This is a genomic window from Orbus sasakiae (genome assembly GCF_039542345.1).
GTDB classification, from domain to species: Bacteria; Pseudomonadota; Gammaproteobacteria; order Enterobacterales; family Orbaceae; genus Orbus; species Orbus sasakiae.
Window position 1 is genome coordinate 114,224 of the sequence record NZ_BAABHY010000005.1, and the last position, 23,551, is coordinate 137,774.

At 40.3% G+C, this 23,551-nt stretch carries 21 protein-coding genes; 5 read left to right on the forward strand and 16 right to left on the reverse strand.

The features are described 5' to 3' along the window. Nucleotides 1-7 precede the first annotated feature (7 nt). The 3 genes from nirD to cysG all read left to right on the forward strand — a co-directional run bounded on the left by nirD (nucleotide 8) and on the right by cysG (nucleotide 2,651). Nucleotides 8-340, forward strand: a complete 333-nt coding sequence (gene nirD / locus ABEA36_RS09700; protein ID WP_345491575.1) for a nitrite reductase small subunit NirD — start codon at nucleotides 8-10, stop codon at nucleotides 338-340. A 25-nt stretch (nucleotides 341-365) separates the two neighbouring features. Further along, nucleotides 366-1,151: a nitrite transporter NirC gene (nirC, locus tag ABEA36_RS09705; RefSeq protein ID WP_345491577.1), complete on the forward strand. Its 786-nt coding sequence runs from the start codon at nucleotides 366-368 to the stop codon at nucleotides 1,149-1,151. A gap of 126 nt (nucleotides 1,152-1,277) precedes the next feature. Further along, nucleotides 1,278-2,651: a siroheme synthase CysG gene (gene cysG, locus ABEA36_RS09710; protein ID WP_345491579.1), complete on the forward strand. Its 1,374-nt coding sequence runs from the start codon at nucleotides 1,278-1,280 to the stop codon at nucleotides 2,649-2,651. Nucleotides 2,652-2,713: 62 nt separating this feature from the next. Here the strand turns inward: cysG and narL are convergent, their stop codons facing one another. The 3 genes from narL to ABEA36_RS09725 all read right to left on the reverse strand — a co-directional run bounded on the left by narL (nucleotide 2,714) and on the right by ABEA36_RS09725 (nucleotide 6,840). Further along, complete coding sequence (gene narL / locus ABEA36_RS09715; RefSeq protein WP_345491581.1) at nucleotides 2,714-3,370, reverse strand: two-component system response regulator NarL; 657 nt, start codon at nucleotides 3,368-3,370, stop codon at nucleotides 2,714-2,716. A 4-nt stretch (nucleotides 3,371-3,374) separates the two neighbouring features. Continuing rightward, nucleotides 3,375-5,183, reverse strand: coding sequence for a nitrate/nitrite two-component system sensor histidine kinase NarX (gene narX, locus ABEA36_RS09720; protein ID WP_345491583.1), 1,809 nt, complete (start codon nucleotides 5,181-5,183; stop codon nucleotides 3,375-3,377). A gap of 154 nt (nucleotides 5,184-5,337) precedes the next feature. Beyond that, nucleotides 5,338-6,840 carry a CoA-acylating methylmalonate-semialdehyde dehydrogenase gene (locus ABEA36_RS09725; RefSeq protein WP_345491585.1) on the reverse strand — a complete coding sequence of 501 codons (1,503 nt, stop codon included), beginning with the start codon at nucleotides 6,838-6,840 and terminating at the stop codon, nucleotides 5,338-5,340. Nucleotides 6,841-7,172: 332 nt separating this feature from the next. Here ABEA36_RS09725 and ABEA36_RS09730 point away from each other — a divergent pair, with 332 nt between their 5' ends. Then, complete coding sequence (locus tag ABEA36_RS09730) at nucleotides 7,173-8,600, forward strand: aminotransferase-like domain-containing protein (protein ID WP_345491587.1); 1,428 nt, start codon at nucleotides 7,173-7,175, stop codon at nucleotides 8,598-8,600. A 73-nt stretch (nucleotides 8,601-8,673) separates the two neighbouring features. On the opposite strand, the gene ABEA36_RS09735 is transcribed toward ABEA36_RS09730, so the two are convergent. The 4 genes from ABEA36_RS09735 to ABEA36_RS09750 are packed head-to-tail and all read right to left on the reverse strand — an operon-like array spanning nucleotide 8,674 to nucleotide 11,546. Continuing rightward, complete coding sequence (locus tag ABEA36_RS09735; RefSeq protein WP_345491589.1) at nucleotides 8,674-9,615, reverse strand: sugar phosphate isomerase/epimerase family protein; 942 nt, start codon at nucleotides 9,613-9,615, stop codon at nucleotides 8,674-8,676. 25 nt (nucleotides 9,616-9,640) lie between these two features. After that, on the reverse strand, nucleotides 9,641-10,657 hold the full coding sequence (locus ABEA36_RS09740) for a Gfo/Idh/MocA family protein (protein WP_345491591.1): 1,017 nt from the start codon (nucleotides 10,655-10,657) through the stop codon (nucleotides 9,641-9,643). A 36-nt stretch (nucleotides 10,658-10,693) separates the two neighbouring features. Continuing rightward, the gene (locus ABEA36_RS09745) at nucleotides 10,694-11,305 is read right to left on the reverse strand and encodes a helix-turn-helix transcriptional regulator (protein ID WP_345491593.1); all 612 of its coding nucleotides are present in this window, start codon (nucleotides 11,303-11,305) and stop codon (nucleotides 10,694-10,696) included. Next, nucleotides 11,253-11,546, reverse strand: a complete 294-nt coding sequence (locus tag ABEA36_RS09750) for a cupin domain-containing protein (RefSeq protein WP_345491595.1) — start codon at nucleotides 11,544-11,546, stop codon at nucleotides 11,253-11,255. Before ABEA36_RS09750 ends, ABEA36_RS09745 begins: the two co-directional genes overlap by 53 nt. A gap of 630 nt (nucleotides 11,547-12,176) precedes the next feature. Between ABEA36_RS09750 and ABEA36_RS09755 the strand changes: the two genes are divergently transcribed. Beyond that, nucleotides 12,177-13,604, forward strand: a complete 1,428-nt coding sequence (locus ABEA36_RS09755) for a sugar porter family MFS transporter (RefSeq protein ID WP_345491597.1) — start codon at nucleotides 12,177-12,179, stop codon at nucleotides 13,602-13,604. Nucleotides 13,605-13,820: 216 nt separating this feature from the next. Here the strand turns inward: ABEA36_RS09755 and ABEA36_RS09760 are convergent, their stop codons facing one another. The 9 genes from ABEA36_RS09760 to iolG form a co-directional block, all read right to left on the reverse strand. Continuing rightward, entirely contained in the window at nucleotides 13,821-14,726 is a 906-nt protein-coding gene (locus ABEA36_RS09760; protein WP_345491599.1) for a sugar phosphate isomerase/epimerase family protein, read from the reverse strand. Between the two features lie 141 nt (nucleotides 14,727-14,867). Beyond that, nucleotides 14,868-16,808 carry a 3D-(3,5/4)-trihydroxycyclohexane-1,2-dione acylhydrolase (decyclizing) gene (iolD, locus tag ABEA36_RS09765; protein WP_345491601.1) on the reverse strand — a complete coding sequence of 647 codons (1,941 nt, stop codon included), beginning with the start codon at nucleotides 16,806-16,808 and terminating at the stop codon, nucleotides 14,868-14,870. Between the two features lie 97 nt (nucleotides 16,809-16,905). Next, nucleotides 16,906-17,160, reverse strand: coding sequence for an HPr family phosphocarrier protein (locus ABEA36_RS09770; protein WP_345491603.1), 255 nt, complete (start codon nucleotides 17,158-17,160; stop codon nucleotides 16,906-16,908). Nucleotides 17,161-17,208: 48 nt separating this feature from the next. Continuing rightward, nucleotides 17,209-18,039 (reverse strand): 5-deoxy-glucuronate isomerase, encoded by an 831-nt coding sequence (gene iolB / locus ABEA36_RS09775; protein ID WP_345491605.1) that lies wholly within the window; start codon nucleotides 18,037-18,039, stop codon nucleotides 17,209-17,211. A 73-nt stretch (nucleotides 18,040-18,112) separates the two neighbouring features. Further along, complete coding sequence (fba, locus tag ABEA36_RS09780) at nucleotides 18,113-18,970, reverse strand: class II fructose-1,6-bisphosphate aldolase (protein ID WP_345491607.1); 858 nt, start codon at nucleotides 18,968-18,970, stop codon at nucleotides 18,113-18,115. A 134-nt stretch (nucleotides 18,971-19,104) separates the two neighbouring features. Further along, on the reverse strand, nucleotides 19,105-20,064 hold the full coding sequence (iolC, locus tag ABEA36_RS09785) for a 5-dehydro-2-deoxygluconokinase (RefSeq protein ID WP_345491609.1): 960 nt from the start codon (nucleotides 20,062-20,064) through the stop codon (nucleotides 19,105-19,107). A 303-nt stretch (nucleotides 20,065-20,367) separates the two neighbouring features. Continuing rightward, nucleotides 20,368-21,201, reverse strand: a complete 834-nt coding sequence (locus tag ABEA36_RS09790) for a helix-turn-helix domain-containing protein (protein WP_345491611.1) — start codon at nucleotides 21,199-21,201, stop codon at nucleotides 20,368-20,370. A 328-nt stretch (nucleotides 21,202-21,529) separates the two neighbouring features. Continuing rightward, nucleotides 21,530-22,429, reverse strand: coding sequence for a myo-inosose-2 dehydratase (gene iolE, locus ABEA36_RS09795; RefSeq protein ID WP_345491613.1), 900 nt, complete (start codon nucleotides 22,427-22,429; stop codon nucleotides 21,530-21,532). Nucleotides 22,430-22,502: 73 nt separating this feature from the next. Continuing rightward, complete coding sequence (gene iolG, locus ABEA36_RS09800; RefSeq protein ID WP_345491615.1) at nucleotides 22,503-23,519, reverse strand: bifunctional inositol 2-dehydrogenase/D-chiro-inositol 1-dehydrogenase; 1,017 nt, start codon at nucleotides 23,517-23,519, stop codon at nucleotides 22,503-22,505. Nucleotides 23,520-23,551 lie beyond the last annotated feature (32 nt).

Genomic DNA, 23,551 nt, shown 5'->3' on the forward strand with positions numbered 1-23,551 from the left:
CTAACCAATGAGTCAATGGATAACAATTTGTAAACTTGATGAAATCTTACCTGAAACAGGTATCTGTGCTTTAGTGGGTGATAAGCATGTTGCTATCTTTCGTCCTTATGATAGCGACGAATTATATGCCATCAGCAATATCGACCCATTTGCTGAAGCGAGTGTTTTATCCCGTGGAATTGTCGCCGAGCATGAAAATGAGCTTTGGGTTGCTAGTCCACTTAAAAAACAACGTTTTCGCTTAAAAGACGGCTATTGCCTTGAAGATGAACACTACTCTATACCTCATTATGCCGTGAAAGTGAACGACGATGGTGTAGTCCAAGTGCAATCAAACTAGCGTTATTTTTAATAGGATAACTACTATGTACACAGAAACGATTAACAAGTGTGCAGCAAATGCTGCACGAATAGTCCGTTTTGCCAAAACCAATCCATTTGGATTTTGGATTAGTTCTGCCATGGCGGGGGCTTATGTTGGGCTCGGGATCATCTTAATTTTTACATTAGGTAATTTACTTGATCCCAGCATCCGTCCACTCGTAATGGGGGCCACATTTGGTATCGCATTAACGTTAGTGGTCATTGCCGGTTCAGAATTATTTACTGGTCATACCATGTTTTTAACGTTTGGCGTTAAAGCGAAAACGATAACGCAAGGTCAAATGTGGATGGTACTACCGCAAACTTGGCTTGGTAACCTGCTAGGATCAATACTTGTAGCGGCACTGTTCTTTTGGGGAGCAAGTCCACTATTATCAACCGATACCAGTTTAGTCCACACCGCCGCATTGGCAAAAACATCAGCACCAGCTACCGCATTATTCTTTAGAGGCATTTTGTGTAACTGGCTAGTGTGCTTAGCCATTTGGATGGCAAACCGTGTTGAAGGCTCAGCAAAATTCATCGCAATCTGGTGGTGTTTACTGGCCTTTATTGCGTGTGGTTATGAGCACTCCGTTGCCAATATGACGCTTTTTGCGCTGTCATGGTTCGGTAATCATAGCGAAGCTTATACATTAGGTGGTATTGGACATAATCTACTGTGGGTATCATTAGGTAATTTAGTTTCTGGGGTGTTATTTATGGGCTTGGGCTATTGGTATTCAACGCCCAAAGCTGAGCGACCAAAACAAAATGAGTCTCATTAAATATTGATTGTTACCTATCACAATCAAGGCCAATGTGAAAGCATGCCGTTATTCTGCATGCTGCCATCATTGGTGCTGATACACCGTGACAGGTACCAACCCACAAGATGTTCCTTCTGAGGTATTATGGATTATTTACCCATATTTTGTAAGCTACAAGATAAAGCGTGTTTATTAGTTGGTGGCGGCGAAATTGCTGAACGTAAAGCCCGTTTATTACTTGAAGCGGGTGCTCGCCTCACCGTGAATGCAAAAACATTTAATGGCCAATTTGAATGCTGGCAACAGCACCAGCAAGTCACCTTAGTACAAGGTGAGTTTGAGCCTACATTATTAGATGATAAATGGCTCGTTATTGCCGCCACAGATGATGAAGCGATTAACCAAAAAATCAGCCAACAAGCGGATGCTAAACGTATTTTTTGTAATGTTGTCGACTCACCAAAATCAGCGAGTTTCATTATGCCATCGATTATCGATCGTTCGCCGATTATTGTGGCAGTATCATCAGCGGGTAAAGCGCCGGTCTTAGCGCGTCTATTACGTGAAAAACTAGAGGCGATTTTACCGCAGCATTTAGGTCAATTGGCACACTATGCGGGTTACTTGCGACAAAAAGTGAAAAATGCTTATCAAACGATGACCGAACGTCGCCGTTTTTGGGAAAAACTGTTTGTGCATGACCGCTTAGCACAATCATTAGCAAATAACGATTCAGAACAAGTTGAAACGTTAACGGCAGAACTATTTAATCAACCGATTGAAGATCGGGGTGAAGTCGTATTAGTTGGCGCAGGCCCTGGCGATGCTGGTTTGCTAACCCTAAAAGGCTTACAGCAAATTCAGCAAGCCGATATCATCGTTTATGACCGATTGGTGTCTGATGAAATTATGAATCTTACCCGTCGTGATGCAGAACGTATTTTTGTCGGCAAACGCGCTGGATTCCATTGCGTTCCACAAGAACAAATCAACCAAATTCTATTAGAGCAAGCTAAAAAAGGGAAACGCGTTGTTCGCCTAAAAGGCGGTGATCCCTTTATCTTTGGCCGCGGTGGTGAAGAGCTCGAAACGCTATATGATGCCAATATACCGTTCTCCGTTGTGCCCGGTATTACCGCGGCTTCAGGTTGCTCTGCTTATAGTGGCATTCCATTAACCCATCGCGACTATGCCAACAGTGTGCGCTTAATTACGGGTCATGTTAAAGATGGCACAAATCTCGACTGGCAATGCTTAGCCACTGAAAAACAGACGCTGGTGTTTTATATGGGATTATCACAAGCAGCAAATATCCAAAAACAGTTACTGACACATGGCATGGACATTCAAACGCCGGTTGCGATTGTTGAAGAAGGTACGACGACCAAACAGAAAGTGTTTAGTGGTGTACTGGAAAACTTACCTGATTTAGCACTGCAAGCCTGTAGTCCAAGTCTCATTATCGTTGGGCCGGTTGTGGCCTTGCGCAAAAAACTGAATTGGTTTTCAGGTCATTAATATCACAACGGGTAAATCAAAGATTGACCCGTTTTTGTAAACAAACAATACGGCTTATCACACTAAGCCTTATTACCTGACTGCAAATACCAAACTGTCATTTCCATTCGTGATTTAAAATTCAATTTTTTGAATATACTTTTTACGTGCACTTTAACGGTACTTTCCACAATATCGAGCTCTTTAGCGATCAACTTATTTGATAAACCTTGCACTAACAAATTAAAAATTTCATATTCACGAGGGGTTAAGAGTTGAACATCATGGGTTTGGTTAGTGGTTTGTTCTTCACCACGCATGTAATTAAGAATAATGTGTGATACCGGGCCATCCATCATCAATTTACCGTTCATAACCTCTTGCAGTGATTTTAAAAAATCCTCAGGTTCCATATCTTTTAATAAGTAACCATCAGCACCGGTTTTCAAGGCTGTAATGATATCTTCACGATCATCTGAAACCGTGAACATGATAATGCGACTTGAGATATTTTTAGCACGCAAATGGCGCAAAATATCCAGTCCATTAACATCATTCATATTAATATCGAGTAATATAATATCGGGTTCAAGTTGTTCTGCCAGTGTGATCCCTTCATTACCATGCCCTGTTTCCCCAACGACCTGAAAGTCTGGCATAGTATTAATCAGTTGCTTAACCCCATTACGTAACATAGGATGATCATCAATCAGCAATATTGTTGTTTTATAGTGTTCCATATCGTTAACTCTCAATCGCAATAAACGGAATATCACGGTTATTTTTAAAGGTGATAATAATTTTAGTCCCTTGAGATGGTATGCTTTCAACCACCAAATTACTATTTAATAACTCAGCACGATCTTGCATAATAATCAAACCATAATGGTTCTCTTTTTGATGATGATTTTGAATACCAATACCATTATCTTCAATACTCACTGTAATCACCTGATGCTCAGCCAACGTTAAATCAATCTTAACCTGCGTTGCTTTAGCATGTTTGTAGATATTATTTAACGCTTCACGGATGATCTGCAATAAATGAATGGCATATTTACTGTTAATCATATTGAGCGGTAATTGGTAGTTAAATGTAATAGGGAAATTTAACTTACGTTCAAACTCTTTTACCAACTCTTGTAAACTGGCATAAAATCCTGTTTGGTTAAGCTGTAGGCGAAAAGAGGTAATCAATTCACGGAGTTGTGAATAAGCGATGTTAATTTCTTTACGCATGGTATTCAGTAACGCTTCACTTTCTTGGGAAGAAAGGTCCGCTTGCATTTGTAAACAGCTCGTATGAATTTTAAGGCAGGATAACGATTGTGCGATCGAATCATGTAACTCTCTTGCCATGGCTGACCGCTCTTTCATTAATAAGTACTGTTTTTGCCGTTCAATCTGTCGATCTAGCGCAATCGCCATGGTCATTTGCTCAACCAATCCTGCAATTAAGTTCTCTTGTTCATCCGTCAATGCGGCATCCGACGGCAAAATCGCAAACAGTAAACCATATTTTTCATTCTCATCTTGCAAGTACCAGTAACGCGAACGGCCGCCTTTATGATACGGTTTAGATGGAATCAAGCACGCAGAACACGTTGGATTTTGACAATCGGGTAACTTTTGCTGTTTATCATAACCAATTTCTTGATAACGCTCGAGATCATCGGTTTCATAAAATCGCATCTGAAATTGGTTTAACGGTGTGAGTGCTTCAAGCTGATGTAAAATCACTAAAAACCGCTCGCACAGGGGTTTGGTGGTATGTAATTGTTTGGTTGCCTGATACAAAAATGAAACAATACTATTTTTATGTTGTAGCTCAGCGGTTTTTTCATTAACTCGCTCTTCAAGCAATAGATATTGTGATTCAAGTTGTTCGGACATTTTATTAAATGCCAACCCTAAAATATCAAACTCATCTTGCTTACGTCGAATATTAAAACGCTCTGTGAAGTTATGCTGTGACACCCCCTCCGCCATACGAATCAGTTTTTTCCATGGTGCTAGTAGGTGCTTACGCAAATAGTACATTTGAGTCACTAAAAACAACACAATCACAACCATAAACAGAATTTGTAAACGTGAAATTGAGACTAACTGGCGTTCTGTTTTCTGATCAATGCCATGCACTAAATTATCGATCAGTAATACGTAGTCATTAATCTTGTCGCGAATCCGCTCAATGGACTGAGCCTGTTTAATGTGGGGGACTAATTCATCATTCCAATGTGCTTGTAGCTGATTAAATTCATCCAGTAATTCATAGCGATTGAGTAACTGAGTATATTCAGACGACAACGGAATATTCGCAAATAAATCTAAGCGGAAATATTGGCTTTGTTCGAGTGGTACCATCGACAATAACTGGTAATTCTTCATACGAAGCAGGCCTAATTGGTTAATCATATAGGCGCTACCTTTCGTATCATTGGCGATACGTACCGAGATTGATAAGGCAATTAATGCAATTGCCCCTAAAAACAGCATCAACACAGTCAGTCGGTTTACAATTGATACACTGTATTTGACTTTTCGTTTTAACATTTTTATCTAAACGTAAATATATAGTGTGCCTATTGTACCGCTAAACCGTCAATCTTGGCGGTTTTTTTTCATAATTATCATCATAATAAAGCCGCTAAACCATAATTTAGCGGCTTTTTTAACAACACATCATGAAACGCTGTGAATCCTTGGACTAAATAGTACCATCCCATGAGTCAACTTTGGTCTTTTTGATCTCATGTTCGTCAAACCAACGGGTTGTCACACATTTGCTTTCGGTATAAAAACGCATGCCATCTTTGCCTAAGCAGTGTAAATCACCAAAGAATGAACGTTTATGCCCAGAGAATGGGAACACGCCAACGGGTACGGGTATGCCAACGTTAATCCCCACCATACCACCATCGGTACGTTTTTGGAATTCACGAGCATAATAGCCATTTTGTGTGAAGATAACTGAACCATTAGCAAATTCATTATTATTCATAATGGCCAAACCTTCATCAAAATCTTTAACACGTTTAATGCACAATACAGGCCCAAAGATCTCTTGTGCACCGACCGTCATATCTTCTGTGATATGGTCTAAAATGGTAGGTCCAACGTAGAAACCGCCTTCATAACCTTTAACCGAAATGTTTCGGCCATCAAGTACGACTTTAGCCCCCTCTTCAATCCCTTTATTAATCCAATCAATAACAAACTTCTTGTGAGCAGCGGTAACAACAGGCCCCATATCAACGCCTTTTTCATATCCAGGCCCAACTTTAAGCTGTTTGGCTTGTTTCACTATCGCATCAACTAAAGCATCGGCAATACTCTCTTGCACAACAATAACAGGTAATGCCATGCAACGTTCACCCGCACACCCGAATGATGCATTAATAATCCCTGCGGCAGTACGTTCAATCGGCGCATCTTCCAAAACCAACGCATGATTTTTTGCTTCACATAATGCTTGCACGCGTTTGCCATGTGCTGCAGCTTTTGAATAAACGTGTAACCCTACCGAGGTTGAGCCAACAAATGACACACCACGGATATCCGGATGAGTTAAGAACAGATCGGCTTCATTACGCGAACAAGTGACAATATTGAGGACGCCATCAGGTACGCCCGCCTGTTGGTATAATTTAGCAATCTCCATGCAGGTCATTGGGGTAAAGCTGGCTGCTTTGATAACCATCGTGTTCCCCGCTGCGATACATGTTGGCGCCATCCACCCCATTGGAATCATCGCCGGAAAGTTAAAAGGTACAATGCCAGCAAACACACCAATCGGTTCACGGTATAACACCGTATCGACACCGGTTGAAATGTCCATGACGCTTTCCCCCATCATTAGCGATGGCATACCGCTTGCAACTTCAGTGCCTTCTTTCGCTTTTAACACATCACCTAACGCATCCCCGAGTGCTTTACCATTTTCCATGGCACACAAATGGGTTAAGCGTTCTAAGTTAGCTTCAATTAACTCACGAACTTTAAACATAATCTGCGCTCGCCTTGTAACCGGCGTATTTGCCCATGCAGGGAACGCTTTTTTAGCAGCAGCAATGGCAGCTTCAACTTCATCTTTGGTACAGCATGGCGCTTTGGCCAGCACTTCACCCGTGCTTGGATTATAAACATCCATAAATTTATTTGTTGTCGAATCTAGCCATTTACCATCAGAAAAATACTGTAATGTTTTCATGAGTCACTCCCTATCATATGATGAATGGTTCACCAACTTTGCGATAAACCACAACGTTAATATTTGTCATACTCGTGTGCCGCATTGCCTAAACTGATTGTCGTTCCAGACCGGCCTTAAGACGTTTAACTTTGCTGTCTTGCTGAGTATTATGGTGTTTTTTTATTATCATGAGTATAGACAGACGCGTTTTTTCATGGGAATCTGTTAGGTAAATACACCAATACAGATTTAAATTTAATTAATTGATTTTTAATAATAAATTTTTTAACTTAAAATAACAAATTTGAACTGTATTGTCTGGTACGACGAAAATCACAAGGTGTCATAATATGAAAAATATTTTTGTGTTAGACCTCAACCACAGTCATACCACATTAGTGGAACGACTGGTTACGGCTTTTAGTCAAGCGATTACCGACAAAAAATGGCCTGCTGAAACCAAATTACCATCAGTTCGACAGTGTGCCCAACTATACCAAGTAAGCACATTTACCATTACCGAAGCCTATAATCGACTGGCTGCCGCTGGATTAATTTATGCAAAAGACCGCTCCGGTTATTTTGTTGCCGCGTCTCACTCAAAGCCGATTGAACCATTACCCGAGCCGTCATTGGTTGATCTACCGATCGATGATTACTGGCTATTAACCAATATTTTCGATCAAGCCAATAAATACACGCATTTTAGTTGTGGTTGGCTACCGCCCGATTGGTATCCACAAGATGAAATTGCCAAAGTGCTACGAGATATTGCAAAACAAGATATCAGTCAAAGCGGTTATGGTGAGCCGTATGGTTATTTACCGTTACGACAACAATTATGCAGCCATTTAGCAAACTATATGATCCATGCAGCGCCCAATAATATCTTAATCACCCAAGGCGCAAGTTCAGCGCTGGATATCATTTCAAGCACGCTATTAAGACCTGGCGAGGCTGTGTTAGTTGATGATCCAGGCTACTGTAATTTTTTATCGTCATTGCGCTACAAACGAATGAAATTGGTTGGCATTCCTTGGCACAGTAATGGCCCTGATATTGAACAAATGGAACGTTTAATTAAGCAAGAAAAGCCACGTTTCTATTTTACCAATCCTTGGTTACAAAATCCCACTGGGGCAAGCTTAAGCCTTGATAATGCTTATAAAGTACTTCGTTTGACAGAAAAGTATAATATTAAAATCATTGAGGATAACGTCTCTGGTGATTTGATGCCTGCCAATAGTGTCACATTAGTCTCCATGGCGGGCTTGGATCAGGTGATTCATATCCGCAGTTTTTGTAAAACCCTACAGCCCAATTTGCGCGTGGGTTATATTGTTGCCAATCAACAGTTATTAGAAAAGTTGGTGCATTATAAAATGATGACCAGTTTAACCTCAACCGAGTTATCTGAACGCGTGATATTATCGATTTTACGGGCAGGTCACTACGCCAAACACATTGAAAAACTGGGTAAAAAACTGGCCCAAGCACACAGTATCACCGCTCAACTTTTAACGTCACTGGGTTGGGAGTTATTTGCACGCCCAGAGACGGGGTATTATGTCTATGCTCGACCTAAAAATCGCCAAGTCGATTCAGAAAAATTAACAGAATTAGCCAAAAATAAAGGCATCGTTTTTGCACATGGACGGCTCTTTAGCCCAACGCATCAAACCAATTCGTGGATTCGTTTTAACGTGGTTTATACGATGCTTGGCCAACATATCTTAAAACAGTTTTTATCATCATTAAACAAACAAGGTATAACTTAATTCGTTAAAATCAGTCAATACACATAAAAAAACCACCGGTATTCGCCGGTGGTGTATAACCACGATATGATGATTATTGACTGATGGTGGCTAATAGCGCATCAATCGACGTTTTTAAACCTGCTTCAACACTCATGGTTAAATCTTCCATCTCTAACGACACATAGCCGTCATAACCCGTCATACTTAGCACAGAAAAAAACTCCTTCCACCACTGTAAATCTTTACCACAGCCAACGGCCACGTAATTCCATGTGCGGTTTTTGGTATCTGTCACGGGTTTATATTCAAGCAAACCATCAATATCGGCAAGACCTCGCTCAATACGGGCATCTTTACCATGTACGTGATAAATGGCGCCTTCAAGTTTGCGTATTCCGGCGATTGGATCAGCGCCCATAATCATCAAATGTGAAGGATCGAGATTCATCCCGATAATCTCACCAACGGCCTCACGTAAACGTAATAACGTTGAAGGATTATAAACAAGCTGGCAGGGGAACTCTTCTAATGCAATTTGCTGCACGTCGTGTTGCTCAGCATGCTTGGCAAATGCTTTCCACCATGGAATCGCGACTTGGTTCCATTGGTAATCAATCACACCCGGCATATAATCAGGCCATGAAACGGTTGATGTAATCCAATTTGGCACTTTATCATCAGGCCCACCACCGGGTAAGCCACTCATCATGACAATTTTTTTAACGCCCAATTTGCCCGCCAGTTCAACGGTTTGATAAGCGGTTTTAGTGTGTAATGCTCCCATTGCCCCCGGAGCTAAGGGATTCCCCGAACAGTTTAAAGCCGCAATCGTCATGCCGCGTTGCTCAAGTTCAGCTTTAAATGCCACTAATTTTTTAGAATCAGATAACAGCTCAGCGGTTTTCACATGGGGGCAACTTGCCCAGCCACCCGCCGTCATCTCGACCGCATCAATACCGTATGCTTTGACTTTATCAAGCATCTGCGGATAAGGTAATGCGGCTAATACATCTGTACATAATGCAAGTTTCATAATGATTGTCCTTATATTCAAATGATTAAGCTTTACGATAAAAAGCGGGGCAATCCGGAATATCAACAGGTGTTATTTGACCACTGGTTAATGCCACCATGCCCGCCGCCGCGGTTGTTGAAGCGACAAAACCATCCCAAGCTGATGGCCCCTCGACGCGTTGCTGTTTGGCATTATCAACAAATGATTGCAATTCAATATCGTAAGCCACAATAAAACGTTCTCGCCAATCGGCATTAACATGCTCACTCAATTGACCACGAGTACGTACTGGTACTTGTAATGGTGATGGCATATAAGCAATACCGTCTTCACACACCACATCACAACGGATGTCATAGCCATATTGACAATTCACAAACAGATCAATGGTGATAAGAACACCTTTTTTGGTTTTGAGGAGTACCATTTGTGGATCTTGCACACCATGATGCGCATGTTTAGTTCGACGTGGTGAGACAACTTGAATCGAGTGATAATCATCATTAAGTAGCCAGCGTATAATATCGAACTCATGCACCATACTGTCGGTTACCCCCATGTCGGTGGTATAACTATCACCCACTTCAGCATTATGATGAACACATTTGACGACTAATGGCTCACCAAGTTGACCGCTGGATAATGTGGTTTTTAATTTTCGATAGCAGGCATCAAATGAACGCATAAACCCCACTTGAACCAATCGTTTACCGGCTGCCATTTCAGCTTTAACAATCCGTTCACAGCCTTGCGCAGTGACCGCTAACGGTTTTTCGCAAAATACCGGTTTGCCAGCTTTGATCGCCGCTAAGACATACTCTTCATGTGTAGGACCAGATGAGGTAACTAAAATGGCATCCACCTCAGGCGATGCGATCACATCATGTCCATTATCATACGCTTTACCCGTTATCTGATATTGATCAAAGACCTTTTGCACTGATTGCACATTGATGTCTGACGCTGCAACAATCTGACAGCCATTTAACACTTGGGTACAACGCCGAATATGATCTTGGCCGATCATCCCTACACCAATAACACCGATTCTTACTGTCATGTTACCCCCTTATTTAATTGTATTTTAATAATTTTTTTAACTTGATAATTTATTTAGCCACAATTTTTTATATTTACCTGGCGACATACCAATGACTTTCTCAAAAATATCATGGAAATTATTCACATTACTGTAACCAACTTTGCTAGCGATTTTAGCGACACTATCGTCAGTATTCAGTAGGAGTGATTGTGCTTCGCCTAATCGGCGCCGAATGATGTATTGTTTAGGCGAATAGCCCGAGAAAGCTTTAAAAGAGTGAGAAAGATAATAACGATTAACGTTTAACGCATGGCTAATCGAGGCAATATCAATTTGTTCGAGATAGTATTTGTCTAAAAACTCTTTAATACGTTGCCCTAACGTGATTTTTTTATCACTCAGGTGTTGCTGACGTTCCTCAAAAAGGTGGCAAACGGTCAGTAATAAATTTAAGGTGATATAATGGATGATTTCGGCGTGGATCGCTTGTGTTTGCGTCGCATGTAAGATCAACGAGTCAAATATTTGTTTGATTTGTTCTGTATAAATACCCGCATTGGCAACAGGTTGTTGAGTTTTTGCAATGAGGTGATTTAAGGGTAACTCATTGAGTTTAAGGTGAGTGATACCACAACTGTAAATCATGACTTGGTAGCGGCTGCTCATCGTGAATATTACTGGCATTAAAAATCAGAATATCGCCTTTTTTAACACTGTAAAATTCACCGCCAATAATATAATTACCTGTCCCTTCATAAATAAACATGATTTCTAATCGGTCACTGTGGCTATGCATAACACGTGGAATAGCATCGGCTTCACCTTGTGCCTGACAAACAAACAGTAGCTGTGGTTTGCTTTTAAAGCTTGTTGTCGGTTGGCTAGGATATTTGATATCGATTAGCATTCTGTTCTCCTTAGGTAGGTAAAACTTATCATTAATTTAAGGTACATTAACGTAAAAAGTAATCCTTTTTTGTGTTTTCATTTTAAATTTATCGTTTTGATTTTTTAAAGATTTATATTCAACTCATGGACAAATATACGATTTTGTGCGATTGATAAATAGGGATTTACGACTTAAATTTAATTTTTTCGAAAGCGGTCACAAAATAGCACAAGCCACCAAAGCCAGATTGAGTCAATGTTGCCCGAACCCCATACATGAATGTCTCACCACCGACACGTTTATTGGCCTAAAAAAACCGTTATGACTGTCTTTTTAAAACAATAAAAACCACGCTAGCTATGTAATACGATGTGTTCACATAAAACATAACTAAATGAAATTTATAAATAATTATTTTATCTGAGGTTGTTATTGAAAAACAGAATCAATCTTATATTGAGGGTTTTGTGAACTAAATCATATATTATTTGCTTTTAAATATAATTCGGTGAAGCCCTTCGCGAAATTCATATTTTGTATTTAATTTTTCTGCTTCTTTCATCCAAAATGATAGCGCTTATGACAGATTTAACAGGAATAGATTTTAATGCAACATTAATAATTACTACGAACACGAAAGGGCTAAACATGGAAAATTATATCTCGACCAATACGGCATCCGGTCCAAATAGTAAAACTAAAATAGAACCTTTTACCAAGCTAGTCGTTTTATTTGCAACACTCGGCGGTTTATTATTCGGCTACGACACCGGTGTGATCGCTGGCGCACTACTGTTTATGAAAACCGAACTACAGCTCAATTCTGTCACAACGGGCATGATCACCAGCTCCCTGCTATTTGGCGCTGCATTTGGCGCACTCGCATCGGGTCGTATCGCAGATAAAATCGGCCGGCGTAAAATTATTTTATTACTGGCAAGCGCATTTATTATTGGTGAAGTCGGTTCATCATTAGCCACGAGTGTTCCACAGATGGTGTTTTTCCGTATCATCCTTGGCTTAGGGGTTGGCGGTGTCGCCGCCGTTGTACCGGTTTATATTGCCGAAATGGCGCCTGCAAACCGACGTGGTCAGCTTGTTACATTGCAAGAGTTGATGATCGTCAGTGGTCAATTGATCGCGTATATCTCGAACTTTACATTGCACGAAATCTTTGGCGGCGAAAACAGTTGGCGATGGATGCTCATTATAGCGACATTACCCGCTATTATTTTATGGTTTGGCATGCTTTTTATGCCTGATTCACCACGTTGGTATGCGTTAAACGGTAAATTAGCCAAAGCGCGTGAAGTGTTACTTAAAATCCGTTCCGAAGAGGATGCTCAGTGGGAACTGCTTGAAATCGAAGAGACCGTTGCCGATGAAAAAAAATGCCGAGGGGGCATTAAAGATCTTGCGACGCCCTGGATCTTAAAAGTGTTTCTTATTGGTGTTATTTTTGTGATGTTCCAACAACTCACTGGCGTGAATGCCATCATGTATTATGCCCCCACTATTTTACAATCAGCGGGCATGAGCTCTGATGCAGCCTTATTTGCCACTATTGCTAATGGTGTTATATCGGTGATTATGACACTAGTTGGTATTTGGTTATTGGGTTTTGTCGGCCGGCGCACGATGGCACTGATTGGCCAGATTGGCTGCACCATAGCCCTATTTTTTATTGCAATAGTAGGGTTTTTTATTCCCGAATTAACAGCGTCCGGTGATGTGAATATTATGAGAAGTTATCTTGTTCTTGCGGGAATGTTACTGTTTTTATGTGCTCAGCAAGGGGCTTTAGCTCCGGTCATGTGGTTGCTGGTATCAGAAATGTTCCCAATGAAAGTGCGTGGTTTATGTGCGGGTATTGCTGTCTTTACTTTATGGTGTACCAATTTTAGTGTGGCGTTAATTTTCCCTTCATTGTTAGATATTGCAGGCATTGCAGGGACGTATTTCATTTTTGCGTGTATTGCCACCATTGGTTCATTGTTTATGGTACGTTTTGTCCCCGAAACAAAAGGGCGCAGTTTAGAACAGATTGAACACTACTTAAAAGAAAAATATCAATAATGTCATCCTATCATTAAGATCAATCTTCAGTGCGGCCTTGGCCGCATTTTTTACTTAATGAGCATGGGATATCCAAACCGTGTAATAGGTATACGTTAAGCCAAAGCTACCGGATTGAATGATGAACGGATAAGTATGGGGAAAACTAAACATGTCATGGCCATTAAAAATAGCGAATAAAAAAGGCAGCAGATAGGACTGCTGCCGGCAAAATGATCACTTGCCTAAGAGTTCACGCTCAATTCGTTCACGTGCAGCAGGTGCTTGCACATCCATTTTTTCGGGGAAACCAAAATAAGAGACACACGCAATCGATTCGCCGCCAATTTTAAAGGTACGATTTGCAAAATCCATTTTACGCAGTGTTTCAAAAATACCGTCAAAATCAACGTCCCCTTCCCCCATGGCTAAATGCTGATGCACGGTAGTATTACAACATCCCATACGATTTAACGTCGGCGGGTTGATAATATAACGGCAATCTTTAGTTTGATTATACGTATCCGCAAAGAGCACATGCGATAACGAATCGCCTGCATATTCAAGCATATGCCGCACATCGCCTTTACCTTGATCATAAAAGAACCCATGTGGGCTTGAGTACACATAGGTTAAGTGATCACTACGAAATGATTTCACCATATCGACGGTTTCATCATTGAGCTCACAAAAATCGAATGGATGGCTTTGCACTTCACAACGAATACCCGCTTTTTCAAATAGCGGGAGTAATTCTTCCATCGACCGAAACCACATGCCATTACACATTTCAGGTAAATTTGGATCACCCGATAGTTCGGTATTAATCACCTGTACGCCCAGATCGGCGGCAATTTCAATGATACGTTTCCAATTAGCGACGGCATGCTGCCGCTGTTCCTCGGTTGGGCCACTCCAACGATATACAACGATGAGGGAAGATAACTCAACGCCGGTTTTATTTAATGCTCGTTGATACTCGGTTTGGCACTCTTTTGAAAATAGTGGGTGTTTATAAAATGGGTTAATCCGTGGGTGAGGCGATTGCTCAATGTATTTATAACCCCAGTCAGCAACCCGATGCACCATATCGGTAATTGACATCTGTTTTGCCAGTACATCAACATCAAACGCGATTTTCATACTTTCCCCTCTTTTATATTCTGGTTATTGGTATGGCGCATAACTAGGGTGATATGATTCAGCGAAAATCGGTTATCAACCCCAGTACGCTTTTAAACACAATCTCTCGATAATCAGATTGTGGCTTATTCATCTTAACGCTCAGTACTCACGCGCCTTTTCAATATTGCGATTTAACCATTGTGCAACATCATCAATACGTTGACTGGTTGAAACTTGTGCCACCCCCACACGCCACCAACTTAAGTATTTATGAATCATGGTTTTTGGTAATACTTTAATATCAATGAGTGTTGAAACCGTTTGACGTCTTGCATCGATTATTGCTGCTTCAAGCTCTTCAGCCGTTCTTACTGTATAAGTCTTACATCCATAAGAGGCAGCATTCATTGCAAAATCAACAGGCACAAATCCACCATCAAGTTTACCGGTCTTGTCATTTCTAAAACGGAATTCAGTGCCGAAGCTATCCATCCCGTGTTCTAATTCAAGATTGTTAATACAACCATTAGTCATATTGTCCATCAGCAGAATATTAATCTTTTTACCTTCTTGAATTGACGTCACTAATTCGGAGTGGAGCATCATGTAAGAGCCGTCCCCCACCATCGAGTAAACTTCTCGTGTTGGTTCTGCAATTTTAACGCCTAAGGCGGCATTAACTTCATATCCCATACAAGAATAACCATATTCAAGATGATACGTATTAACACCTTTACACTGCCAAACGCGTTGTAAATCACCCGGTAAGCTGCCCGATGCGCCGACAATGATATCCGTCTCTTTTAAGCTTCGATTAATCACGCCTAGCGCGCGACTTTGCGTTAAGCAAGAATCGGTGAGCGCGATAAATTCTGCAAATACTTTTTTACGATCAATATGATCTGCAATTTCGGGAACAAAATCCGTTTCATTGTATTCAACATGATAAACGCGATCAACTTCTTGATGATAGGCTTCCCTAGCATCGGCAATACTGTCACCCCATTGAGCTTGGAATGAATGCTTGGCAAGGGCCGCTAATAATGCCTCTAAAGCCACTTTAGCATCAGCAACAACATCTACCCCATCGAGTTTTAAAGCATCAAAACGGCAAATATTAAGGTTCAAATAATCCACATCTGGATGTTGGAAAATCCATTTTGATGATGTCGTAAAATCCGTATAACGTGTACCAATCCCAATCACTAAATCAGCCTGTTTAGCGAGTGTATTAGCCGCTAAACACCCCGTTTCACCAATGCCACCGACATTTAAATAATGTGAAGAAACAATGGCGCCTTTACCTGCTTGAGTTTCAGCAAATGGAATCGCATATTTTTCGGCAAACTGACGCAGCGCATCTGCGGCTGCCGAATATTTAACGCCCCCACCGCATACAATCAGTGGTTTACGCTTGCTGATTAATAACTTAATGGCATCGTCAACCATCGGCTGGGTTGGCGGAGTGCGTTCAATACGATAAACGCGTTTTTGAAAAAAATAATCAGGATAATCATAAGCTTCACCTTGTACATCTTGTGGTAAAGCCAGCGTTACGGCTCCCGTTTCCGCGGGGTCGGTTAATACGCGCATCGCATTCACACAGGCGCTCATTAATTGTTCTGGTCTGGCAATACGATCCCAATATTTGCTTACAACTTTAAAGGCATCATTGGTACTAAGGCTTAAATCATAAGATTGTTCAATTTGCTGTAAAACCGGATCAGGTTGGCGGGTAGCATACACATCACCGGGCAATAGCAGTAATGGAATTCGGTTTGCTGAAGCAGTAGCGGCGGCAGTAATCATGTTGGCAGCGCCTGGCCCAACGGATGATGTACAAGCATAAATTTGACGGCGAAGTTTTTGTTTAGCAAAGCCAATTGCCGCGTGGGCCATACCTTGTTCATTACGGCCTTGCCTAACGATTAACCCACCACTATCTTGCTCTAAAGCCTGGCCTAAACCAATCACATTACCATGACCAAAGATACCAAAAATACCTTCAATAAATTTTATCTCTTGCCCATCAACGTCAACATACTGATTATCTAAAAACTTTACTAATGCCTGGGCTACTGTCAGTCTGATTTTTGCCATAATACCCGCCTCACTATATTAATTTTTATCGTCAAAGCATTGTACAACATTGGTAAGCGCTAAATTGTTATTGTTGTCTTACATGCTTCCAACCCGTTTATAAATTTTTAATTAACGCCACTAAATGGTTTACTGCCTCTTTTTCATCTACGCCTTGTGCTGATATGGTCAGCGTACAGCCGTGAGAGAGGTTTAACGTTTGTAGGCTAAAAAGTTTTTTTGCATTGGCATTTTTACCGCTTGATGTCACGGTAATATCAGCCTGAAAAGTCATTGCTTCTTGAACTAATCGCCCAGCAGGTCGCGTATGGATGCCATTGGGTGAGGTAATTATCACGTCTTGCTGATACATAGTTTTATCTCCCTAAATACAAATTAATTATTGGGTCATGACCGAGATTTATTTCTCTTGTTTAACCGGATAAGCATCACTATTGATCCAAGCATGATCAGCTTCCCACGTAAAACGCCATTGACGAACAGGCCCTGCCATCACATTTAAATAATAGCTATCATACCCCGCGATTGTTGCCACTGGGTGGTAACCTTTTGGTACTTTCACAACATCTTTGTCATACGCAGCAACGCACTCATCCAAACTTCGGTCATCGGTATAAACACGCTGCAGACAAAAACCCTGTGCTGGATTAAAACGGTGGTAATACGTCTCTTCTAATAGCGTTTCATTAGGGAAGTTATCCTGATCATGTTTATGGCTTGGGTAAGAGCTGGTATTCCCTTCATCGGTATACACTTCAACCACTAATAAACTATCTGCTAATTTGTCATCCGGTAAAATATTTTGTACGTAACGCTGGTTTTTACCTTTACCTCGATGCTCTGTACCAACATCAGCTGGCGCAATTAAACGCGCAGGCAATGTACCAAAGCCAGGCGCACTGCACACAGCTAGCTCTAAGTCAGTTTCTGCATTAACGGTCACGTGATCATGATGTGGAACATAGACGGAATAAGGTGGAATCCGCTCAAATGGACTCATTCGTTTACCGATATGTGCAAACGTTTCATGGGTCGTTTGTACAGAAGCAAGTCCGCTAACAAGTACCAAGCAATATTCACGACTATCCGTTGCAAAAGCGAGGCTTTGGCCTGATTTTAATTGATACACATCAAAACCTATATAACGCCAATGTGCATTTTCAGGCGTAATGTGTTGAATTCGGCCTAATGCATCTGGCGCCATTTTTTTAGATAAAATAGATGATGACATAGTAATATTTCCCTTATTTTATCGATCTTAGCAATCATTCTGTTTATAAATCGGTTACAGCCACCTAAGCATATTAGGCCCGATGGGCTGACCCTGTGACATCAATAATATGAGTAATCTTATCCATCAAAGCCTGTTTGGCCGGTAACATGATCAATCTCGGCTCGCAAAACTCAGGATGCGTTTGCATAGTATGGCGTACAGACTGCGCCCATGTGGTAACTAATTCCGTATTAAAATTAATTTTAGCGTGCCCTAATTGAATACAGTTTTGTAACTGATCGTTAGGAATACCCGATGCGCCATGCAGTACTAATGGGATTGTTAATGCATTATTTAAACGTGCCATTTCTGTAAAACCAAGCTGTGGACCATTTCCGCTATATTTACCATGCACCGATCCTAATGCTGGCGCTAAGGCATCAACATCAGTTTGTTCAACCAATGTGATACACTCATTAAAATCAGCATAGCGCACACCGCCAATCAAACCATCTTCATTGCCCCCCACAGTGCCGACTTCTGCTTCAACAGAAACACCGTGTTTTTTGGCATAATCACACACAATCTTGGTATGTTTAATATTCTCTTCAATAGGGCTATGCGAACCATCAAACATGACCGAGCTAAAACCAGCATCAATAGCTTGTAAACAATGGTCAACACTCGCACCATGGTCGAGATGTAACGCCACTGGCACACGAATATCGAGTTTTTTATGGGTGGTTAGCACCATTTGATAAATGCATTCAAACCCGCCTAAAAATTCGACCATACGATCAGACACCGAGACAATAATCGGGGCTTGCTGGCGCTGTGCGCTGGCTAAAATAGCTTGTATCCACAATAAACCATTAATATTGATTTGTGCGACAGCATAATGATCACGCTTTGCCTGAGTCAGCATATTTTTCATTGATACAAACGTCATAATGACTCCTTTAGTACAAAAAGAACATTAACAAACCCAGCAATCAAATAAAGCATATTGTAAAAGGTGATATAACATTTACCGAGGTATCATCATCCGAAGTAAAAACAGATGCGTTATCACCTTATTTATGGTTATTTATCTTGTTCTTTGATTAAAGCTTCAATTGCCGCAACCGTTGGCATTGCTTCCGATGAACTGTGTTTGCTGACAACAATTGCCGCCGCCGCTGCACCAAATTTTAGCGCGACCTCAATGCTTTTACCGTGACTCAGCGCATATAAGAATGCTGAAGCGTAAGAATCACCTGCACCAAATGTTTTAAGTACATTACTTTTATAGACTTTACCATCAATAATTTGTCCATCTTTGGTGTACGCATACGATCCTTTTACGCCGTGTTTAATCACGATCAATTTTGGGCGATATTGGAAAAGATACGCAACCGTTTCGTTATTTTCACCTTGCTTATTTTCAAGCTTATCGAACTCATCGCGTGTACCAATAACCACATCAGCCATCTCAGCCATTAATGAATAATAAATCGAGGTTTCAGCATCGGATTTCCAGGTTGGATAGCGGTAATCAAGCTCAAAGAGAATTTCGACATTATGTTTACGTGCATATTTGACCACTTGGAAGACCGCTTCACGTGAGGGGCTCCCTGCTAAGGCGGTACCCGAAATCAGGATTTTTTTGGTTTTTTTGATGTAATCTTCTTGGATTTCTTCAGGACGAAGATAGAGGTCTGCCACATTTTCACGATACATTAAAATACTGCACTCTTGTGGGCTTTTTATTTCAGTAAACACCATACCTGAGGTATGCCCCTCTTGGTCAAAGATAGTATGGTCAGTATTGATACCGACATCAGCCATATATTTTTTGATAAAACGACCATGTTGATCATTAGAAACTTTACCGATAAAGCCAACTTTCATGCCTAGCTTAGATGTACCAATGGCAATATTAACCGGAGAACCACCCACATACTTTGCAAACGTCATGGTGTCTTCCATTGGTCTATTGTATTCAACGGCATTAAGATCTATACATGCTCGCCCAACTGTAATCAAATCAAATTGCTTTTCCATAAAATCTCCTAACTGAGTTTTAATGATACATTTAACCTCGACATATTGATGAATAAAAAATACCATAAAATAATTAAAATGACAATATTTTGATTAACTTTTGAAAACAATTATTCGATATAAAAATAAGGATTAAAATAAAGAAAAATGAAAATAATTAATTTAAATACATAATGTTGTATTTAATTTTTTATTTTAATGATTCATTTCAATCCTTTTTTAAATTACTTCCTATCATCTTAGTGACTTATTTTTTAATAAAAAAACCAAAACATTATCATTTTATCTTTTTACATTGTACGATTAACTAAAAAATTTACGTTCATCAGAGGGCGAAATACCGAAATTTTTTCGATAGCATTTAGCAAAATAGTCGCTGTTTGAAAAACCACATGATAATGATATTTCAGTAATTAAATCATCAGATTGCCTCAAACGATCTCGCCCCGCTAATACGCGTAATCGATTTAGATAGTTAACCGGGGATAATCCGGTGAGATCCTTTATTTGTCGATTGATCGTTTTACCTGACATAAAAAACCGATCAGACACATTCTGCCAATCAATTTGTTCAAAATAGTTTTGCTGTAAATAGCGCAGTAAATTTCTGATTTTATATTGGGTACTGTTTTTCTGTGACATCTTTTGGCTCGTTAAAATGGTACTGATAATTTGCATAAATAGCATTTCTATTTGCAATAACTCACTCATCTCATTGGACATATTTTGAGAATATACCTGACCTATCTCTTTTGCTAATTTAATACACACTTCTTTATCTTTATTCATTAACCAAATAAATGGTAAATCTTGCTTAACTAACAGTTGCTGCCAAATAAAATCAAGGTCTCTTAAATAGCGGAATGACACATTCGGATTGATCAGAATGTTCATTAACTTCAGCGTACCGAGTTCGTTATAGAAATGACGATCCGTTTTGCGAACCAGAAACACATCACCTTCTTGAATAAAATAGAGCGAACCATTGAGAACATGTACGCCATATCCTTCATCAACAATCACTAATTCATCAAATTCATGGGTGTGTTCACGATCATTAATCTCTGGATCCGTATAATCAAACGCAAACAGATCACACTCATGATTAAAAAATTGTTTTATGGTTAGTCGTTCCATAGGATCAAAAGGCTCCCGTGCTATAAAATAAATAAAACATAATTTATAAGCGTCATTATGCTTTATTATCATGACAATAATAGCAATAAATTAACGCACCAATAAATCAATAATTATTCAAAATATAGTCAACTAATAATCTTTTAACGGTTTATCGACAAACTGTAAAATAACAAAAGAATTTTTTGTGAACAGGATCAAATAAGAGTTGGCTTATATCATGCGATTGTGATCATCATCACATTTTTATACCCAATGGAACACAATATACCCAGCGAGATAACATTCAGCGCCCCGATACCATCGCGAGGCGCAAGCTATGACAAAATTAGATACCAGCATACTGTTTAATATAATGACGACCTTTTAGTGCATACTCAAAAGGATTGGCGATGGCAGGATCTTGTTCTGCTTCAACAACCATCCAACCGTGGTAATGAGCTTGATTCAAAATATCAAAAACAGGTTTGAAATCAATAACTCCATCACCAGGTACCGTAAACGTGCCTTTTTTAACGCCATCTAAAAAACTGAGTTTCTTCTGTTTCACTTCTGCGACGCGTTCATCACGAACATCTTTTAGATGGACATGTACTGTGCGATCAACGTATTTACGTAAAATATCGAGCATCGCTTGCTGTGATCCCTCTGAATAATAGGCATGACCAGTATCAAACAACAAATAAACATCGTCATTTACTTCGGCCATGTAACGATCAATTTCAGCAGCGGTTTGAATTGCTGTCCCCATATGATGGTGTAAACACACTTTCATCCCTTTTTCAGCCGCTAATCCAGCGATTTCGTTATAGCCTTGTGCCAATAAATTCCACTCTTTGTCACTGAAAATACGTTTTTCATGACCAAAAATCGGTTTATTTAAGCCTTGGATACTGCCACTTTGTTCAGAACAACCAATCACTTTGGCACCCATTTGGTGTAAAAAGTCCATTTGTTCAATAAACGCTTTTAGTGTTTGGTCTTTTTTACCATCGCCAAAAAACGTACTGGTCCATGCATTACAAATTTGAATGCCTCTCACCGCAAGTTTATGTTTTAAAACCGCAATATCACGTGGATATTTACCACCAACTTCGCTCCCCGTAAATCCGGCTAATGCCATTTCACTCACACATTGTTCAAAGGTATTTTCTTTACCTAACTCAGGCATATCATCGTTGGTCCAACCAATCGGTGCGATCCCTAATTTAATTTTCGTCTTATCCATCGTCAGCTCCTCACTATTATTGCCCGATCATCTCGCAATCGGGCATCGGATTATCTACCAGGTTTATGTGCTCTTATTTTTTATAAAAACTCGGCGTTGCCGGCATTACAATTGCTTCAACATTGCCGGTTTGCTGAGCTTTAACACATGCATCAGCCGCGACGGCGGCGGCATAACCATCCCACGCAGAAGCCCCTTCAGTAAAGTTGCCCGTAACAATATTATTAATAAATGCTTGTAGCTCCACATCATAAGCATCAATAAAGCGTTTTTTCCAATCGACCAAGATTGCGCGTTGCAAGTTACCTCCTTTCCTAAATGGAACTTGCGTTGGCTCGGGTAATGAAGCAATACCGGTTTCGCCCACAACTTCACATTGAATATCATAACCGTATTGGCAATTCACAAAAATTTCGGTATTAATCACTATGCCTTTTTTGGTTTCTAAAATGACGATCTGTGGATCCATTAAATGGCTAGATGCTTTTGATGTTTTGCGTGGATAGATAACCCGCGCTGACGTATAGTCATCATCCAATAACCAACGTAGCACATCAAGCTCATGGATAAGCGTATCAACAATGGCCATGTCAGTGGTATAGCTATCGCCGACTTCTGGGTTAAAGTGTTTACAATTTAATAACAGCGGTTGGCCTATTTCATCATTGTCTAACGCTGATTTTAGTTGACGGTAGGTGCTATCAAAAGGACGCATAAAGCCGACTTGAACTAAGCGTTTACCGTGTTTGATTTCAGCATCAACAATTTTTTTGCATCCCGCTGCCGTGACCGCAAGTGGTTTTTCACAAAATACCGGTTTACCTGCCGCAATTGATGCAAGGACAAATTCTTCATGCGTTGGTCCCCAAGATGTCACGACAATCGCATCAACATCACTGGCTTTGATTAAATCATGTGCATTTGCATAAAACTGAGCATCAATACCAATACGATTTACCGCTGTTTTGGCGGCAGTTTCATTGATATCATTAATCGCGACAACTTGACTCCCAACCAACTTTTTACTAAGACGTTGAATGTGTTCTTGACCAATTGCACCCGTTCCAATTACTCCGATTCTTACTGTCATAGTGTTTCCCCTACAATGCGTTAAAATTGATT

Coding starts and splice junctions, on each gene's coding strand:
- ABEA36_RS09725 (WP_345491585.1), bottom strand. CDS start 6,840: ATGAAAACATTACAGTATTTTTCTGATGGTAAATGGCTAGATTCGACA.
- ABEA36_RS09730 (WP_345491587.1), top strand. CDS start 7,173: ATGAAAAATATTTTTGTGTTAGACCTCAACCACAGTCATACCACATTA.
- ABEA36_RS09755 (WP_345491597.1), top strand. CDS start 12,177: ATGGAAAATTATATCTCGACCAATACGGCATCCGGTCCAAATAGTAAA.
- iolC (WP_345491609.1), bottom strand. CDS start 20,064: ATGGAAAAGCAATTTGATTTGATTACAGTTGGGCGAGCATGTATAGAT.
- ABEA36_RS09790 (WP_345491611.1), bottom strand. CDS start 21,201: ATGGAACGACTAACCATAAAACAATTTTTTAATCATGAGTGTGATCTG.
- iolD (WP_345491601.1), bottom strand. CDS start 16,808: ATGGCAAAAATCAGACTGACAGTAGCCCAGGCATTAGTAAAGTTTTTA.
- iolE (WP_345491613.1), bottom strand. CDS start 22,429: ATGGATAAGACGAAAATTAAATTAGGGATCGCACCGATTGGTTGGACC.
- nirC (WP_345491577.1), top strand. CDS start 366: ATGTACACAGAAACGATTAACAAGTGTGCAGCAAATGCTGCACGAATA.
- iolB (WP_345491605.1), bottom strand. CDS start 18,039: ATGTCATCATCTATTTTATCTAAAAAAATGGCGCCAGATGCATTAGGC.
- ABEA36_RS09770 (WP_345491603.1), bottom strand. CDS start 17,160: ATGTATCAGCAAGACGTGATAATTACCTCACCCAATGGCATCCATACG.
- narL (WP_345491581.1), bottom strand. CDS start 3,370: ATGGAACACTATAAAACAACAATATTGCTGATTGATGATCATCCTATG.
- cysG (WP_345491579.1), top strand. CDS start 1,278: ATGGATTATTTACCCATATTTTGTAAGCTACAAGATAAAGCGTGTTTA.
- iolG (WP_345491615.1), bottom strand. CDS start 23,519: ATGACAGTAAGAATCGGAGTAATTGGAACGGGTGCAATTGGTCAAGAA.
- fba (WP_345491607.1), bottom strand. CDS start 18,970: ATGACGTTTGTATCAATGAAAAATATGCTGACTCAGGCAAAGCGTGAT.
- ABEA36_RS09740 (WP_345491591.1), bottom strand. CDS start 10,657: ATGACAGTAAGAATCGGTGTTATTGGTGTAGGGATGATCGGCCAAGAT.
- ABEA36_RS09735 (WP_345491589.1), bottom strand. CDS start 9,615: ATGAAACTTGCATTATGTACAGATGTATTAGCCGCATTACCTTATCCG.
- narX (WP_345491583.1), bottom strand. CDS start 5,183: ATGTTAAAACGAAAAGTCAAATACAGTGTATCAATTGTAAACCGACTG.
- nirD (WP_345491575.1), top strand. CDS start 8: ATGAGTCAATGGATAACAATTTGTAAACTTGATGAAATCTTACCTGAA.
- ABEA36_RS09760 (WP_345491599.1), bottom strand. CDS start 14,726: ATGAAAATCGCGTTTGATGTTGATGTACTGGCAAAACAGATGTCAATT.
- ABEA36_RS09745 (WP_345491593.1), bottom strand. CDS start 11,305: ATGAGCAGCCGCTACCAAGTCATGATTTACAGTTGTGGTATCACTCAC.
- ABEA36_RS09750 (WP_345491595.1), bottom strand. CDS start 11,546: ATGCTAATCGATATCAAATATCCTAGCCAACCGACAACAAGCTTTAAA.